General features: G+C 40.4%; 11 protein-coding genes and 1 tRNA gene. 4 read left to right on the forward strand and 8 right to left on the reverse strand.

The window, feature by feature from the left end:
• Positions 1 to 5: 5 nt before the first annotated feature.
• Positions 6 to 1013, forward strand: coding sequence for a DUF3080 family protein (locus tag KO534_RS18035; protein WP_215931746.1), 1008 nt, complete (start codon positions 6 to 8; stop codon positions 1011 to 1013).
• A gap of 196 nt (positions 1014 to 1209) precedes the next feature.
• Positions 1210 to 1286 (forward strand) — tRNA-Val (locus tag KO534_RS18040).
• A gap of 294 nt (positions 1287 to 1580) precedes the next feature.
• Here KO534_RS18040 and KO534_RS18045 read toward each other — a convergent pair.
• The 5 genes from KO534_RS18045 to KO534_RS18065 all read right to left on the reverse strand — a co-directional run bounded on the left by KO534_RS18045 (position 1581) and on the right by KO534_RS18065 (position 11753).
• Positions 1581 to 1838 carry a hypothetical protein gene (locus KO534_RS18045; RefSeq protein ID WP_215932007.1) on the reverse strand — a complete coding sequence of 86 codons (258 nt, stop codon included), beginning with the start codon at positions 1836 to 1838 and terminating at the stop codon, positions 1581 to 1583.
• 440 nt (positions 1839 to 2278) lie between these two features.
• Positions 2279 to 6208: a hypothetical protein gene (locus tag KO534_RS18050; RefSeq protein WP_215931748.1), complete on the reverse strand. Its 3930-nt coding sequence runs from the start codon at positions 6206 to 6208 to the stop codon at positions 2279 to 2281.
• Between the two features lie 24 nt (positions 6209 to 6232).
• On the reverse strand, positions 6233 to 6856 hold the full coding sequence (locus KO534_RS18055) for a hypothetical protein (RefSeq protein WP_215931750.1): 624 nt from the start codon (positions 6854 to 6856) through the stop codon (positions 6233 to 6235).
• 347 nt (positions 6857 to 7203) lie between these two features.
• Positions 7204 to 8853, reverse strand: a complete 1650-nt coding sequence (locus tag KO534_RS18060) for a sulfatase (protein WP_215931752.1) — start codon at positions 8851 to 8853, stop codon at positions 7204 to 7206.
• Positions 8854 to 9005: 152 nt separating this feature from the next.
• Positions 9006 to 11753: a TonB-dependent receptor gene (locus KO534_RS18065; RefSeq protein ID WP_215931754.1), complete on the reverse strand. Its 2748-nt coding sequence runs from the start codon at positions 11751 to 11753 to the stop codon at positions 9006 to 9008.
• Between the two features lie 321 nt (positions 11754 to 12074).
• Here KO534_RS18065 and KO534_RS18070 point away from each other — a divergent pair, with 321 nt between their 5' ends.
• Both KO534_RS18070 and KO534_RS18075 read left to right on the forward strand, forming a co-directional pair.
• On the forward strand, positions 12075 to 12950 hold the full coding sequence (locus KO534_RS18070; protein ID WP_215931756.1) for an SMP-30/gluconolactonase/LRE family protein: 876 nt from the start codon (positions 12075 to 12077) through the stop codon (positions 12948 to 12950).
• A 19-nt stretch (positions 12951 to 12969) separates the two neighbouring features.
• Complete coding sequence (locus tag KO534_RS18075) at positions 12970 to 13806, forward strand: hypothetical protein (RefSeq protein WP_215931758.1); 837 nt, start codon at positions 12970 to 12972, stop codon at positions 13804 to 13806.
• Between the two features lie 74 nt (positions 13807 to 13880).
• On the opposite strand, the gene KO534_RS18080 is transcribed toward KO534_RS18075, so the two are convergent.
• Genes KO534_RS18080 through KO534_RS18090 form a run of 3 tightly spaced genes read right to left on the reverse strand, consistent with a single transcriptional unit; the run spans position 13881 to position 16795 of the window.
• Positions 13881 to 14810, reverse strand: a complete 930-nt coding sequence (locus KO534_RS18080) for a glycoside hydrolase family 16 protein (protein WP_215931760.1) — start codon at positions 14808 to 14810, stop codon at positions 13881 to 13883.
• 15 nt (positions 14811 to 14825) lie between these two features.
• Positions 14826 to 16013 carry a mandelate racemase/muconate lactonizing enzyme family protein gene (locus KO534_RS18085; RefSeq protein ID WP_215931762.1) on the reverse strand — a complete coding sequence of 396 codons (1188 nt, stop codon included), beginning with the start codon at positions 16011 to 16013 and terminating at the stop codon, positions 14826 to 14828.
• A gap of 2 nt (positions 16014 to 16015) precedes the next feature.
• Entirely contained in the window at positions 16016 to 16795 is a 780-nt protein-coding gene (locus tag KO534_RS18090) for an SDR family NAD(P)-dependent oxidoreductase (RefSeq protein WP_215931764.1), read from the reverse strand.
• Position 16796 lies beyond the last annotated feature (1 nt).

A 16796-nucleotide genomic window follows, 5' to 3' on the forward strand; every position in this document is an offset into this window, starting at 1 on the left:
AGCTTTTGCGCTATCACCTTTTCATACTCTTTCTGATAGTGTTACTTTGGGGTTGTGACAGCAGTCATCAACTCCAGAATGATTTACAAGAATATCAAGAACGTATGGCTAATGTGTTGGATGAAGAAAGTCCTGTGCAACTCACCGTGAGTTTGCGCCCCTATCCACCTCTGAGAGAATTACAACAAAACCTTCCCGAGACAACGATAAAACTATTTGAATTTTACGAATTTAAACACTGCGAACTGTATTCTCTTGTTGCACAGCGCAATACAACTCTTGGCAACCTACAGTTACCTTCCACTCGATACGTATACGAGAGACAATTAATCAATGGATTACAGCAATGCCTGGAAGATACGCAAGATCCAAAACTAAGGGAAAAATTGGCCAATTGGAAACAAATTAAAGTAGGGCAACTACCCATGGTTTGGGCAAATTTAATGCAACTAAGTGCTGAAATGAAACAAGGATTAAGTTCAAACTATGGATTCGTAAAAGGAGACGAACGGGATGGCCTTATACAAAGCATCAACGCACTAAAGTTCCTACTTCATATTAATCGAAACAATCAGCTCCAAAGTTCAACGTTGGAACAGCACCTAAAAATATTAAAAGATAACTCACTACCAGCAAAATTATGGTTAAGCCAACTCACCCTTTCGAAAAACCTACCACCCACTACTTTGTGGCTAGAACAACACACTAGCGACCTAAGATGTTCCAGTTCCCGATCACGGCAAAAGTTAGAGTATCTAACGAACGTCTTTCAACGGTTTTTCATCGAAAAAATCCAGCCTACCGCTAGTCAAATAAACAACTACCACTACCAATTTAGTCCAATTTTCGAATTGATTATGGTTCACCCTGATTTGTCGCCTCACTTTAAAAAACACGTGAAACTGAACCAGCAAGGTTTTGACACCTATAAGGTAGCGATGCAGCAACACATCCAATTTTGGCAAAATTTATATCAACGTTGTAACAAACAACCCGGCAAGAAAACGCAGTGATGACCTATAAATAGTATGCCCATAACGCAAATACGACTTTGCAGCTTTCTATAGTGTTCCAGTTAAAAGCAAGGTTTGTACGATTGCTGCGCAATCAATCAATATAATCAAAAAAGGACTTGCAGATAGATAGTCACGTCGTTATTATACGCGCCGCTTCGAAGTCTCAGGCTTCAAAGTAAACACATCAAACAATACAACCGTAGCTCAGCTGGTTAGAGCACCACCTTGACATGGTGGGGGTCGGTGGTTCGAGTCCACTCGGTTGTACCAATTTTCTCCTTTTAAATCAAATTCTTACATCATACTTTTGTGACCGTTTCGGTGGTTATCAATGAGTAATCGCAATTTGTGACCATTTTGTGACCAAAACAAGATTTAACGATATTTTAGACATAGTTTTAGTGAGCCCCACCTAAGCTGGCCACTCATACAGTTACTTCAACTATTAAGAGAGCAATAAAGTATCATTATAGATGTCTCATTCGGCCAAAAAGCTGACCCAACTGATGCACAATTAAATATGACAGCTAAAAATAAGCGAATAACGAAATTTTCTTTTTTCGTTTAATTAATATCAGGCGAAAGCCGCTGTAAAAATGTTTGAAGTTCGTAAGATGTAAATTTTTCAGTGATACCATTTGCAAGGTTTCTTGCTTGTGCTGGAGTTACGCCTAATGCCTGAACAATTGTTTTAATCGGTGCGTTTCTCAAATCCAATGTTTTGTGAATTTGGATCATTAAGTCTGAACATTCTTTATCAAGCAAATCTTGCTCAGGTGATTCTGATACCACATCGAAAATGTTGTCGTAGTTCAAGGTCATTAGAAATATTTATAAATTAGTTGCTAACGATAACGACCTACTTTACAACAAACCCTACTCTATTTCACTCCTAACCGTATTCGTAATAATTGACAGGTTAGCTTGTAAACGCCCAAAGCGGACATGCTGGAATGTGTTTGATAGTCTTGACGGGGCAATTTTAAACCAAGGCAGACATCAACGTTCAACAGTCATTTTAAAGTGTTCTATCCATTGCCACTTGACTCACAATTTATTCTGTTGAGTGCCTAAAGTTTTTTATAAGTATTAAAGGGTAAAATGTATATACAAAATTATAATGATGCTAAAGACTACATTGGCCTACACTATGGCATCTATAAAAAAGCCAGTAGTCAACTACTGGCCTTGATACAAGTCATAAACAAAGAACCTAGCTAAATACCTAGGTTTTCATTGCTTACTAATCTTAATTTTAATAACTAATTAATGTAATTCCAACGAGCATCTGTACATGCAGGTAACTGAACTGCCGTACCGTAATTTGTCACAGTAGGATTCAATCTAACCGAATGGCTATCAATGATATCATGGTGAGCGCTAGGGAAACCATTAGCAGTTAAATCATAAACATTAATATTAAAGTTATAATCAACGCCCGCTACCATGTGATTTTCAACAGGTGCAACAGAGTCCCCCATGAATATCTGAGCGCTGTTTGGCCACTGATTACTGGCTGCAATACAAAGGTTTTCCGCAGTGGGAATGTAGTACAGGTTATTCAGTTTTAAGTGGGCATCAGTGCCATAGTTTGCCGTAACGTTATAAATGTAAGACTCTTCAAACCAACCTGGTTTTAAGTTAGTTCTTTGGTGAACTGCATCTAAACACGCCTTAGTTTCATTAATTCGGGTTGCCCATTGCTGCACACCACGTCGGTAGGTTGTACCAGCACAACCATCGCCATAAGTTGAATTAATTTCTGCCATCCAATCATTTTTTTCTGTACCAGTTGGGCTAAACAACTCTACAAAGCCACCATCAACGCGTACCGCAAAACTACAACTATTTGCAGTTACTCCATTAACTTGAACAGAACCATTTTCTTGGAAGTGAGGGCCAAACATAACTGGCGCCAAACAATTCGAACCACGAATATCTTCGGCAAAAATATTATGTATTCCACCTTTATCCGGTGCACCTTGCCCAAATTCTTTCAAAGATAAATTATCGGTCTCCATACGCAGGGTGATACCGCCTTGAGAATGTAGGTTTCTGAACAAAATGTTATCAGCCATATACATTTGGATCACACCATAACCAAATAAAGAGTTACTTTGATCGATGTTTTCAACAATACCATTGGTAGGTCCGTAGAAAACGCCGTCTCGTGGAGTAGGGCCAACTAAGAACGAAGCAAATACCGTTTTGTTATCTTTAATCTTGATGTTTGAGAACTTAAAGTTTTCGATATCACCCATCTTAAATACTGCTACACGTTCATTATTCGGGCTGGCTGTTGTCGTTCGATCTATTGATAAATCAACGGTAAATCCATCATCTAAGCCTATCATACTGACATTTTCAGCCTTACCTTCGCTACCGTTACCCATTTCAAACAACCATACGTTATACCCACCGCCTTGAGACATATGGAAAGTGGCACCTTGGTTTACTTCTAGATGAACGTTCGATCTTAAATGTAAGCTACGTACATAGTAATCACCAGCAGGAATAGTTAACTTACCACCGCCTAAGTTATTACTAATATCATCAATTGCGGCTTGTAGATCAGCAGTATCATTTTTACTGTTGTCAGCTGAAACTTGAGTATTCACCTGATAATCAGTTACAGCGTCTCGAGTGACATTAAATGCATTTGGCGTCGTGTAGAAGGTTGAGTCGTTGACTGCCAACGGTTCTGTGCGGCCATTTGAGGTAAAAGTACCCGAACCATCATGCACACCGTAGTCTGGTAATGGCTCGTTATCGTCACCAGTATCCGCAGGGCGAGCTAAGGCATTATCACCAATTAACACATAGTCATCGATAATCACTTTGTCACCTTCTTCTAACCCACCAAAAAAGAAAGAAGGCAATACGTCAACAATATCTGCACCTGTGGTCAACACCCATGTATCTGGTACTGAGAAAGTAGCTTGGTTAGTGTTCAGATCAATAAAGCTTACTTCAACCCAATCACCAAATTCAGCGACGCTTACTGTCGCGGTATAATCTGGCGATATAGCTTGTGCGGCGGTGACTTTACCAAACTTGCCACCGTCCAGTGTCACATTCCAAGGTAATAAATGATGCTTAATAGAAACGTCGCCATCACCTGTGTTGCCGGCGCCTTTCTCAACTTTAACGCGTAGCGTAACCGACTGGATTTCAGATTCGACGGCACCGCCACCAAATACTCCACTCCAAGGGTTGCTATTACCCCATTTGTGCCAGAGTAAAGATTGGTTGTTGATGTTCACGTTTTCGCTAGTATCAACATAAGAAATAGCATCGCTGTTATCAAAGCTTGTGCCTTCTTCCAAACCGATTGTGCCGTAACCATTTAATACAAAACCCCAACCGCCGTTTTGTGCCACAGTGGCGTCATTAAAGTCGTACTCAACTGTAAAGTCAGTAGGTACGGGTAATGGTTCGCCGACTATTGAAATGGCCTGGTAGTCATCAATATAGATTTTATCGCCTTCTTCTGTGTTACCAAACTTAAACTCTGGATACACATTTAAATCACCGCCATTAGCGCCCACCCAATCGGACGGGATAGTAAATTCAGTTTCGTCACCTTGTAAAACCAATTCGATTTCTACCCAGCCCGAAGTGCCAGCAGGCACAACGCCTACAAATTTTGGTGCTGCTGCAATGGCCGCTGGGTAATTAACTTGTTTGTTGCCCGTCACTAAACCGTAAGGCAATAAGTAGTGAATCACCTCTACATCTTTTTCAGTTACTAACTCAGTTTTCACCCATAACTTAACGCTGGTAATAGTGTGTCCGTGATTAGAAAATCTAGCAGTGAAAGGATTCGCAGACCATTGCTGCAAATAAAGGCCATTTTGCTCTGGGTTAATATTCACGCTGGCATCGGTATAAGAAAAAGCAGAACCACTATTACCGGTTCCCTCTTCAAATGCCATCACCCCGCGATCAACAATAGTATATATCCAACCTTGGCTACCTTGATTAGGCGCTAGGTTATTGGTATCAAAATCATAATTAAAGGTGAGTACGTCACCTAGGTTATATTCTGGCTCATCAACACCTCCGTCATTATTCCCACCACCAGTGTTACCGCCGCCAGTTCCTGGATCAGTGTCATCGACAGGCTCGCAACATGGGTTTTCTAGAGGTTCAGCACTAATTAAATAGTTATCGACGTAAACTTTGTCTCCTACTTCTAAGCCGTCAAATAAAAACTGAGGATAGACTTGAATGTCTGAGCTACCGTCATGATGTACCCACGATTCCGGAATAGTAAATTGGCGCTCGCCAGTTTTACTATCAATAAGCTCAATCTGAACCCAAGTATTGTTTGCAGAGGCAGGGATCACCATTTCATATTCAGGACCCACATCTAAACCAGCGTTCAATGTAGGGCCTTTTTTGTCATCTATAAGAGGAAAAGGAATGAGGTTATGGCGAACGGTTACATTGCCAGCCACTGCTTTTTCTACTTTTACCCACAAAGAAACTGACTCAAGTGATTTACCGTGAGCATTACCTAATAAGTCAGTCCAAGGGTTGATATTGGCTTGATTAGTGCGGTTATTAAAACGAATACCGTTTTGGGTAATATTGGTATTAGGGCTATCATCTACATAAGAATAAACCGCACTACCGTCTTCACCTTGACCTTCTTCAAAAGCCATAACACCACGGTTTTGAGTTGGGTATACCCACCCCTCCCAATTGTTATTTGTAGTTTGAATTTCGTTAGTGTTGAAATCATAACTAAATTCAATGGTAGAGGATTCAATCACAAACTGCTGTAACTCAGCAGTGTAAGTTAACTCACCTCGCTTAGTCTCAAAGTAGATTTGTGTACTGTCATTTAAAGACCCAAGGTTAAAATAAGGAAATCCTTGTGCGTCAGTACCATCTGCATCCATTACTGTGTGACTACTGCTGGTAATAACCAGTCTTAATTGTTCTGAGATTTCAGGTGTGCCAGATAAAATAATGTCATTAAAGGTGTAATAACCGACGCGACGTTTTGTATAACGTGGACTTTGTTGAATACTCGATTCTGCGACCACTTCCCACGTGCCTGCTTCAACAGCGTAAGAAGAAATAGGCCATTGCATACATAATGCGATTAAAATGAAACTTAACCATACTCGCCGAGCATGACTCAATTTTTGCAAAATTTTACTATCAAAATTGGGGTTAACCATTTTGTTATCTCCATTTAGGCCAGACTAAGCTGTGCGGCTAACACTTTTTGCTTTGCGTCTTAGGGCAATCAAGGCAATTGAAAATAAAGCCAAAGTAGAAGGAGTCGGGACAGAAGTACTTGCCTGACTAATAGCGATATTTGATACGGTTAAATAGTCGTCATAAACATAATCGAAGTCTTCAATACCAAGTTCTAAGGCCACAAAAGATCCGGCCCAAGTGCTGATATCTACTGCTAAGCCATCGATAATAAAATCGTGTAATAAATCCCCATTTTCATCCACCAAAGTAGCAAATGCGTCATCAGCTAAAAAGTCGAGCTCTAGTGAAAGTAATAGAGAATCTTGCTCCACTAAAAACTCTTGGAATAAGTAAATACCCCAAAATTCATTCCCTTGGTCTTCCGACGTATTTAGACTGACGCTATTTAATCCAGTTGAAAAGTTACTGCCAAAATCCGCGAAATTAACGTCATAACTAGAAACTTCATCAATTCCGTCAAAGTAATTAACGTCTCCACTCCACCCATTTAAATTAATGCTGAAGTCAGCATTAATCAAATTGGCAGAGACTGTGCTAGAAATCAGCAAGCTGAGCACTAATAAGGTTTTTGCTAATAAAAATTTACACTTCAAATAATGTTTCACAATTTGTTTTCCTCGTGTCTGTTTATAAAAAATTCATTACTACAACGACTTAAATACACGTCCAAACACTCTGCTTTTGTGTAAACCAAGTTTTTATATTGTCTGGATTTTATCCCATTTAAGCGTCAAAAAATTTAATTGCACTCAATTAAATTTCACATACAGCAATTTACATTATTATAACATCTATGTAAACATCATACCTATATATAGATAACAATAACTATTGACTTGAAAGATGAACATTAAAGGAAGGGCTTACCAAAGAAGGGATACAGCAGGAAAAACAATTAAATAAAAAGACGGAAATAAATCCGCCTTTGTTAATTTAAATAGACAATAAAATGTTACTTCACTACTGCATCATTCAATTGCTTTAACAGATGACTAACAACTATAGGGTGTTCATTGGCTACATTGGTGGTTTCTGTAGGGTCACTGTTATGATCATACAATTCAACAAACAGTGGGCCTTTACTCGGATCTCGATTGTCTTTCCAGGCCACTAAACGATATTGTCTTGTACGCATTGAGTAGCCCATTAAGTGATGCTCAAACAGTTCGCGATCCCACTTATCTCCCTGCTGTCGTTTTATCCTTGCCTCTACTTTTTCAATGAGTGGCCCAAAGTAGGTTTCGCGCATGCCTTTACGCAATGGGAATGCTCCCCACTCTCTTAACGCCGGAGAAGGAAATTGACTAAATGCAGCTTGTTTCCAAGGCAAATCAGGTTGGGTTAATAAAGGCACCATACTCTGCCCTTCTAGATGCTTAGGTACACCTAGGCCAGCTAATTCAGATAAAGTAGGATACACATCCACTAACTCAACTAGCGCTTCGCTCACTGAACCTTTTTCTTTGTTAGTCATATTCGGGGTTGAAATGATAAGGGGAACACGGGTGGCGATATCGTAATTGCTTGCTTTACCCCAAATCCCCATTTCACCTAAATGGTAACCGTGGTCGCTCCACACAATCACTATGGTATTGTCCAAAATCCCCGCTTGTTCGAAGGCTTGCATAATGCGCCCAATTTGCGCATCGATATAGCTCACACTGGCTAAATATGAATGTTTCAAGTCAACGGCTAAGTCATCGGGTATAGGCCCAGCATTAGGCACATTGGAAAAGGTACGCATTTCGAAAGAAGCATGTAAACCCATAGCTGCGCCGCCTATAGGGCCTTCAGTTTGACTAGACAATGGAATTTCTTTCGGATCGTACAAATCCCAATACTTCTTAGGAGCGACCCAAGGTAAATGAGGTTTGTTCATACCAAAACCCAAAAATAGAGGTTTGTCAGAAGTGGCTAGCAATTCTTTTAAGGTCACAATGGCAAGCTCAGCATTGTAACCATCTTCATAGGCCGTATCCGGTACATCAGCCTTTTCAAAAGCGGGGCCACTGCCTAAACCAAACTTGGCTTGCTCACCATATTTCGCAAACATTTCTTTGCGCTGTTTAGTCTGCAAGTCCATATTCGACTTTAATGCATAGCGACTGGGCTTTTTTAAATCAGCAGGTAATTTATGGTATGCAGCTGGAGTGTTCCAAGACAGCTCTTCATCTTTATCTCCGTGATGAAATATTTTACCAACATAAGTAGCAAGATAACCGTTATCCATAAAATGCTGAGGAATAGTTTTCACATCTTTTAGCTTATGGCGAAACTTGACGTAATTGTGGGTAACTCCTAATGTATCTGGTCTAAGCCCAGTCATGATACTCGCTCTAGAAGGGCCACAAATCGCTTGTTGCGCATGGGCATTTAAAAACCGCACACCATTACTGGCGATAGCATCCAAATTTGGTGTCACCGCCATACCACCATTATAACTCGCTAATTCAGGTCGAAAATCATCAATAGAAATAAACAAAACATGAGGTTTTTTAGCCGATTTTACGATTGATTCACTCTTATCATTATTCTCTTCCTTGACTGTACAAGCCGTTAGACAAGCAAGAATAGCTACTAAAATAGTATTTTTTACACGCATAATAATCACACTTTTATTACGATTAGTTAATTTAACATTTAAACATATCAGCATATAAATTGCTATATTAGAAATAACAAAGACACCAACTATCAGATGGTGCCTTCTACATTTTATACCTTCAGCATATTGCTAAGCCGAGTTTTAAATAATTACAGCGATACCCTAAAACTCAAAATATATGATGGGCCATATTCAACGATACTGCGCGTTGCTTCTTGATAGGTATTAAACAATCTTTGACGAGAGTCCAATAAATTAGTCGCCTGGAAATCTAACGACATTTTATCGCTGATGTCCCAACGAGTAGTCAGAGACAAATCTTTATAATCATCAGAGAAAACGCCCGAACCACTAAAGCCAAGACGATCTAAATATTCATCTCGCCAGTTATAGGCTAATCTCACGCCAAAGGGCCCTTTCTCCCAAAAAGCCACAAAGTTAATATTATTTTTTGACAATCCAGGTAAAGGTAAAGCGTTGCCTTCAATATCAATGAAAGGTGTTTCACTATCTATATAAGAGTAAGTGGCAGAAGTACCTAAACCATCAAAAGGGGCTGGCAATGAAGAGTAGGTTTGCTGGTATATCAACTCGAGTCCATTAACAGAACCACCGTCACCATTAATATTACGCCTGATCAACGCTTGATCTGAACCATTTTCAGGATGCACATACCCAGGAATGGATTGGAAATCAGTAGAACTCACCACAAACGAGTCGATAGACTTTCTGAAATAACCTGCAGATAACAATCCATCTTCAATATAATACTCCAAAGATAAATCTAGCTGGTTAGCTTTAAAAGGTTTCAAATCTGGCGAGCCTGCAGAACCTGTTCCGTCACCTGTGATAGACAAGCGATTTCTCAAATCCGCATTATTCGGATAGGCCAATACTTTTGCCGCCCCCACTCGCGCAACTAGGTCATCACTCAAGTCAAACTTAACCGTTGCAGAAGGCAACACCTCTCGGCTATCAGATTCGGTTACAATCTTGGTTTTACTACTGTCAGCATTAAGCTGTGTACCGATAGATTTTAGGCTTCTATCTATGTAGCGCAATCCGACGTTACCGGTATACTCAATCCCAGATAAATCGCCAAAAAAGTTCAATTTAACATAGGCAGATTGAAAGTCTTCTTCTACGATAGCCGGGGCATCTAAGTGATCATTGTTGGTACAACTTTGGCCATTTAAACCATTGGTAAATGCTGCAGTTTGCGCAGGATCTGGATGATTTAAGAAAAAGTCCCTAAATACCGTACACCCGCCAGCGCCGTAAGCCTGTTTAGAAAATGCCAGATAATGTCGCGGTAATCCTGCCAACTCGCCAGAGAAAAAGTCTGGGCTAGACCAAGTTTCAACAAATTGTGTTAGTTGCTCACCTGGGGTTCTGGGCCTGATAGTAGCGCGCTGTAGTTCGGTTAGTGACGTGTCTATTTGTGACAACCGAACACCATATTCAATAGAATAGTCATCTGAAAGATCTTGGTCAAAATCAATTCTTAACGCCGTGTGGTCTGCGTCGTTTCGAGTTTTATTATCGTTAAACTGAAATAAATTTAACTGACTTAAATCATTTAAAGCTGACGCATCGAAACTTAACACCGGTACTTCTGGTCGAAAATCAAAATCTATCTCTGTTTTTTCATTACCTAATAAGCGCGCAAAAGTTTGATGTAGATAGGTTTCGGCTTGGGTGTAAGCCAATTCTGCCGACATATTCAAGGTACCAGACAACGTCCAATCCATGGATAAGGCTTGTGACAACACCTCTGACGAAGAGTCGTTAAACTCAACGTTAGTCTGAGCTTCTCGCACCGAGGTTCCACTGACCAGTACTTCATTTTCATTCAACACTGCGTTTTTAAGTCTAGCAAAAGGAATAAAGGTGCCAATCCAACGACGCTCTCTGTCAGATTTTAATTCACTTGAGATAAGATCAAAGGAAAACTCAAGATCTTCAGACGGACGCCATTGAGCGACAAAATTAACTCCAGTTCTATCTCGGGCATCATCAATTTGCCAAACTCTAGGCTCTTGATGAATCAAGCCATTCACTCCATCGCCATTTGGATCTGGGTTTAACAGGTTACCATTTGGATCTGTTGCCGCGTTTGGCGCATCAATATCTAAGAAGTTAAATGGTCCTCCTTGCGTTAAACGACTATACCCAGAGAAAGTATTAAAACCGTCTTCCCTTGCCTCTCTATCATCAATGTTGGCTCCCAACATTAAGCCAAATGTATCATCCGCAAAGGTATTTGATACTAAAAATGAGCCCTTATAATTGGTATTACCGCTTAACTCACCATAACTAACCGAAGCCGATCCTGATGCTTGTAACCCTTTTTTTGACAGAGGTTTACGAGTAATAATATTTACCACACCGCCTATAGAACCTTCTATTTCATCAGCCCCTGCCTGTTTCGTTACTTCAAGTCGAGAAATCATTTCTGATGGTAATAAAGCCAATAAACTATAAGTAGTTGTGTCTAATGTGTCTGGCCCTGTGGAGCCGCGCCCACCACCGTCAATCATTTCACGACCGTTAACTAATATTACGTTATTTCTAAATCCACGAATACTCACCGAGGTGCCTTCGCCAATACCACGATCTAGCTGCACACCAGAGACCCTTTGCAAGGATTCCGCTACGTTTAAATCGGGTAGCTTACCTATGTCTTCGGCCATTACCGCATCAACAAACTGGGTATTTTCTCTTTTAATGGTTTTTGCTTGTTCGAGCCCTTGTACAAACCCTTTAACTTCAATTATTTCTAAGTCATTCCCTTCGGATTGCGCTACGGCTGATGGGGCACTGATTGCCATAACAATACCTAAAGCGATGGATGTTTTTAAAAATTTGGTGCTAATTGCTGTGTTTCTAGAATGCATTTACTACTCCTTTTTTATTATTTAACGTTAAGAATAATATTCATTTTGCTACTATAGCAATATAAACACTAATTAAAAAAGACTTTATTAAATAATAATTAAAAAAATGTAAATGAAATAAACATTATTATTTAAGATTAAAAATTGGAAACTTCTAAAAACCCTATACAAAACAACATAAATACCCTCGCATTGCATTAAAACCATATTTAAAATTAACATGAATAAAGATTAGTCATTTAAAATAAGAAATGATAAAAGAATACTTTATTGCTATTATTAACATTTAAAGCGCAAGGTTGAATCACAGCGAGGTGATTGATGCTAAAAGAATCGATTAAACAAGATTGTGTTGTCGCCGAAAGCCCTATTTGGTCTCAGCGCGGGCAATGTTTCTACTGGGTTGATGTAGGCAAACAAACTGTTCACAAATGGCAGGCTAATAAGGATTTATCCGGCACCGCCCATCAAATAGTTCACTTACCTTTTGTTTTTTCAGCCATTTTTGAAGGCGCAGACAATAAGCTTTATTTAGTGGCTGAACATCAGGTTTTGCACTTCGACTTTACCAGCGCCAACACCGAATCGATAATCCATTGTGAACAACTTGATCAGGAGCACCGATTTAACGACGCTAAAGTGGATGCTAAAGGAAGATTATGGTTGGGCTCGATGAACAAAACCTTACAAGCGCCCAGTGGTCACCTTTATAGTTTTGAGAAAAATCAATCAATTCAGCAAAAAGACAAGGATTTTATCGTCAGCAATGGCTTATCTTGGTCGCCGAACAACAAAGTTATGTATGTGGTTGAAACCGTATCTCGGACCATTTACCAGTACAATTTCAATCTAAAATCAGGTGAAGTTTCGAATAAAATGCCACTGATTATATTTGATGAAACCCAAGGCAAACCAGACGGCATCACCATAGACAAAAATGGCAATATTTGGGTAGCCATGTGGGACGGTTGGGCAGTTTTACGTGTTAATCCAAAAGGTGACATTATCGACACTATTCAACTTCCCGTTGCTCGGCCAACCAGTGTTACCTTTGGTGGTGAATTACTAAATACATTACTTATTACCACAGCTAGTTATGGTCTAACACCAGAAGCTCTCGAACAGTATCCATACTCTGGCAGTATTTTGTCTTATCAAACACACACCCAAGGGTTAACCGCTAATTTGTTTAGGTGAGTTCACCAAGAATAACCTAATGACTGAATCAGATTATTGCAAAACAATGCTTCCATCGGATATTAAAAAACTAGAAAGTGGTAGTTTATGCGCGGTGGTGAGCACAAAGTTAGGGGGTGCGATATTAGGACTGTATTATAAAGAAAGGCCCATTATGCAAACAAATCTTGAAGCGACAGATCCTCGACAGACTGCTTGTTTTGTTATGGCACCTTTTTGTGGATGGTTACCCAAGCAAGGATTTACATGGCAAGGACAACACTTTCAACTAGCGGGTAATTTGCTAAAAAACAAACCTGCCGTTCACGGTTATGCTTGGCAAACTGAGTGCGATATTCTTGAACACAGCCGTAACAGCATCAGGCTAAATTATCCTACTCACGCCCAATGGCCTTGGCCCTATAGACTTACTCAGCAAATAGTATTAAATGCTAACACCATGAGCATAACTCTGCTGTATACCAATTTGGCTGCCGTAATTGCCCCTGCTAGCCTAGGTTTACACCCCTACTTTAATCTAAGTAAAAACACACGAATTCAGGTCAATAAAAATCCAAAAGCTAAGGTTAATATCTTCCATGGCAACCCAATAGAGGAATGTTATACCCTGCAAGAATGGGATGGACATATTGCTATCACCTCGCCAGAAAAGAATATGAGTGTCATTGCCAACAGTAATAGCCGACAATTTTTAGGTATATATAGAATGGCTAGCGCAGACTCAATAAGTCTAGAGCCTATTACTCAAGAATTAAATTTACCGCGTATAGAAAATCCAGAAAGTGGTTTCACAGCTCTTGAGCCAAATCAGTCACTTGAATTGCATGTCGAAATAAAATTACATTCCGAAAGGTAATAAAAAAGGCAATAACACTATGTTATCGCCTTTGGTTTTAGCTTAATCATCCGAATTTAATCAAATGTTTTTGTCTATTTTTGAAAATATCTCACATAATCTACTTGTACTTCAGCCGGTAGCTTAGCGTCATCTACGGCTTTAGTTTTACCTAAATAAGTAGCGATAGCAGTTATCCAAATATTGATGTCGTTATGTTTATATTTTTCGACTGGGAAACTGGCTTCGCTGACTAATTCACCGTTAAAAAAGTAACGTACCGTGGTTTCGGTAAATTCAAAGCCAATCACCTGCCACTGATCAAGGGAAGTATCATCTTCAAAACGAATTTGTTTGGTACCCACTTTATTTTGGGTACGACCAGGATCCTCGGTGCCAGGCTCTGGTTTCCATTGGTGAGCATCAGTTTGATAGTGTTTTAAATCAATGGAATCATTTTCAAACGGGTCAAGTTCAATATGACTTTTAAGTTTAGGATTAGACAAAGGATCAAACTCCAAATCGCTGGGATCTGAATTCACAGTTAAGTCATTCATCATCCAAAATGACGTGTGCCAGCCTGCACCAGAAGGGACTTTTAAGCGAGCTTCATAATAGCCATAACGTAAGAAGTCATTAGAGATAATACCGCCGCCTGTGTATTGAACAACACGTGCTGGTTTGTCACCTTCTTTTTGCCCTGGTTGTAACCAATGGTTAGTGGGGCAATTGACTTGTTCTTTACGCAATAAGATCCTATATACACCGCCCAACACAACGTTATTTTCGGCTTTTTGTTGACTCCAATGTTTGCAATCTAAGCGAAAATGCCAACGTTTTTGATCGACCTTGTCACTAGAAAACTCATCAGACCAGGTTAACGCATACCCATTAACATCAGTGCCTTCTAGAGGTTGTTGTTTGGGGTCACTGGCAGGATCAACACCTTGGCCAACCCCAAAAGCATAAAAAGATAATAATACAAGTACAGCACTTGCAACTTTAATAGTTTTGATTATAGACATTAATTTTTACCTAATTTAAATCGAAATAACATGAGAAACATAAGGTGCAATAGCCTTCTCGTCTAACTCAACACCTAACCCTGGACCTGAAGGTAGCGAGTAAAAGCCATTTTCACAGGCCATATCTGTATTCACATAACGCAGATTTTTCAAAAAGACTTGATGCTGAAATTCGTGATAGCTACAGGCAGCAATGGTGGCACTGGCTTGCAAACTCGCCGCCATAAATATGCCGGTACCTATGGTCGCATGAGGGATCACTTCTAAATGATGGGCCTCGGCATACCGTGCAATTCGCATAAACTCTGTGATACCTTTATGACCCATTTCTGGTTGCACGATATGACAAGCATTGCGGCTAATTCGGGCTTTTGCATCATAAGCAGTACGCCATTCTTCACCGACAGCAATAGCGGTATCGACTTTATTTGCGACCCAAGCTAAACCATCAATATCCTCACTGGGTACAGGCGCTTCTGCAAACCATAAACCGTGTTTTGCCATACTTTGAATAAGCGGAACGGAATCATGAGCCTTATACGCCCATAATAAATCACAGGCTATTTTAGCGTCTTCGCCTAATGCAGAACGTAATGCTTGCACTTCTTGTACCACGCCCTCGGTAGCAAAAGGTGAGGCAAATTTAAAACAGTTAAATCCTTTAGCTTGCCATTCTTTGGCGTACTCCGCTCGTTCGGCGAGTGTTGCCTTGGGTAATCCAGAAATATAGGCAGGAATTTTTGTGCGCCTAACACCACCAAGCAACTTGGCGACACTACACTGACTTTGTTTGGCCGCTAGATCCCATAAGGCAATATCCAGTCCAGCCAAGGCGTCTAAATAATAACCACCATTATATCCGCGCACTCTTTGCATATCGTATAAGTCATCATGAATCGCTTCTCTGTCCATCGGGTCCCGGCCGATTACAAAGTCTCCTAACAACTCTTCAATTAGGGCTAATGTTGCCCCCGGTGCAACGATTCCGTATGTCTCACCCCATCCTACTAAACCACTTTCTGTAGTCATTTTAATTACGATAGAACGGTCACTGCTTGGATAAACGGTGCGATTTTCAGCCCGTACGAAGTACCCCTTAGCATTAACCTTTTCTGTAGGGCGCGCTTTCAGTCCCCCATATAGAGCTTTTTCCCGAGGAATAGTCACCACGAAAGCTTGAATATTAGCGACTAGATCAGGCATTTTTAGTTGCCCCCTGTTAAGTTAATGGTTTCACCGGTCATAAAATTCGAAGCAGACGACGCCAAATACACCGCAGCGCCAGCCATTTCGCTTGGTAACCCTGCTCGTCCCAACCAATTGAGTTGACTGGCATAGTCATCCCAAGCCTGACAAGCTTGTTGATCGCCCGCGCGGTTTTCTGGGTAGGTGTCTACTAAGCCTGGACTAATGGTATTCATCAAAACGCCCTGGGAAGCAAACTCTCGAGCGAGGCTTTTGACCAAATTATGTTGCGCGGCTTTCATCGCCGCATATACAGAAACTACCGCTTTGGGTGAGTCTTGGTTAACACTGCCAATATTAATGATTTTACCACCTTTGCGGCTGGCCATAATCGGCAAAATGGTCTGTAGCATCTGTACATTCACTAAAAAATTAAGCTGAACTTGCTGCTGAATTTGCTCATCGGATAATTCAACAAAATCGCCAAGTACTTGTAAAGAATGGTTAGCGATGAATACATCGATAGGGCCAAACTTTTTCTCCACATCAGTTATCAATGTCTTTCCGGCATTAGGTGCGAATAGGTCTTGGCTCACAAAATCACATTGTGAATTAATGGCTTTTAGCTGACTTAACACTTGTTGGCTTTCTTCAGTAATCTCTCGACCATGAATAATGACAGTCCCGCCCTGCTGAGCTAAGCCAGTCGCAATTGCAGCACCAATGCCATTCAATCTTCCGGCCCCGGTGACTAAAATACTCAAACCATTCAAATCAAACATAGCGGGGATTAGATCCATG

The organism is Paraglaciecola arctica, from assembly GCF_018861065.1.
Classification (GTDB): Bacteria; Pseudomonadota; Gammaproteobacteria; order Enterobacterales; family Alteromonadaceae; genus Paraglaciecola; species Paraglaciecola arctica_B.

Bases quoted from the DNA above. Each gene is read 5' to 3' on its own strand.
- KO534_RS18075 (WP_215931758.1), top strand. From the start codon at position 12,970: ATGACTGAATCAGATTATTGCAAAACAATGCTTCCATCGGATATTAAA.
- KO534_RS18090 (WP_215931764.1), bottom strand. From the start codon at position 16,795: ATGGATCTAATCCCCGCTATGTTTGATTTGAATGGTTTGAGTATTTTA.
- KO534_RS18085 (WP_215931762.1), bottom strand. From the start codon at position 16,013: ATGCCTGATCTAGTCGCTAATATTCAAGCTTTCGTGGTGACTATTCCT.
- KO534_RS18080 (WP_215931760.1), bottom strand. From the start codon at position 14,810: ATGTCTATAATCAAAACTATTAAAGTTGCAAGTGCTGTACTTGTATTA.
- KO534_RS18060 (WP_215931752.1), bottom strand. From the start codon at position 8,853: ATGCGTGTAAAAAATACTATTTTAGTAGCTATTCTTGCTTGTCTAACG.
- KO534_RS18070 (WP_215931756.1), top strand. From the start codon at position 12,075: ATGCTAAAAGAATCGATTAAACAAGATTGTGTTGTCGCCGAAAGCCCT.
- KO534_RS18065 (WP_215931754.1), bottom strand. From the start codon at position 11,753: ATGCATTCTAGAAACACAGCAATTAGCACCAAATTTTTAAAAACATCC.
- KO534_RS18050 (WP_215931748.1), bottom strand. From the start codon at position 6,208: ATGGTTAACCCCAATTTTGATAGTAAAATTTTGCAAAAATTGAGTCAT.
- KO534_RS18045 (WP_215932007.1), bottom strand. From the start codon at position 1,838: ATGACCTTGAACTACGACAACATTTTCGATGTGGTATCAGAATCACCT.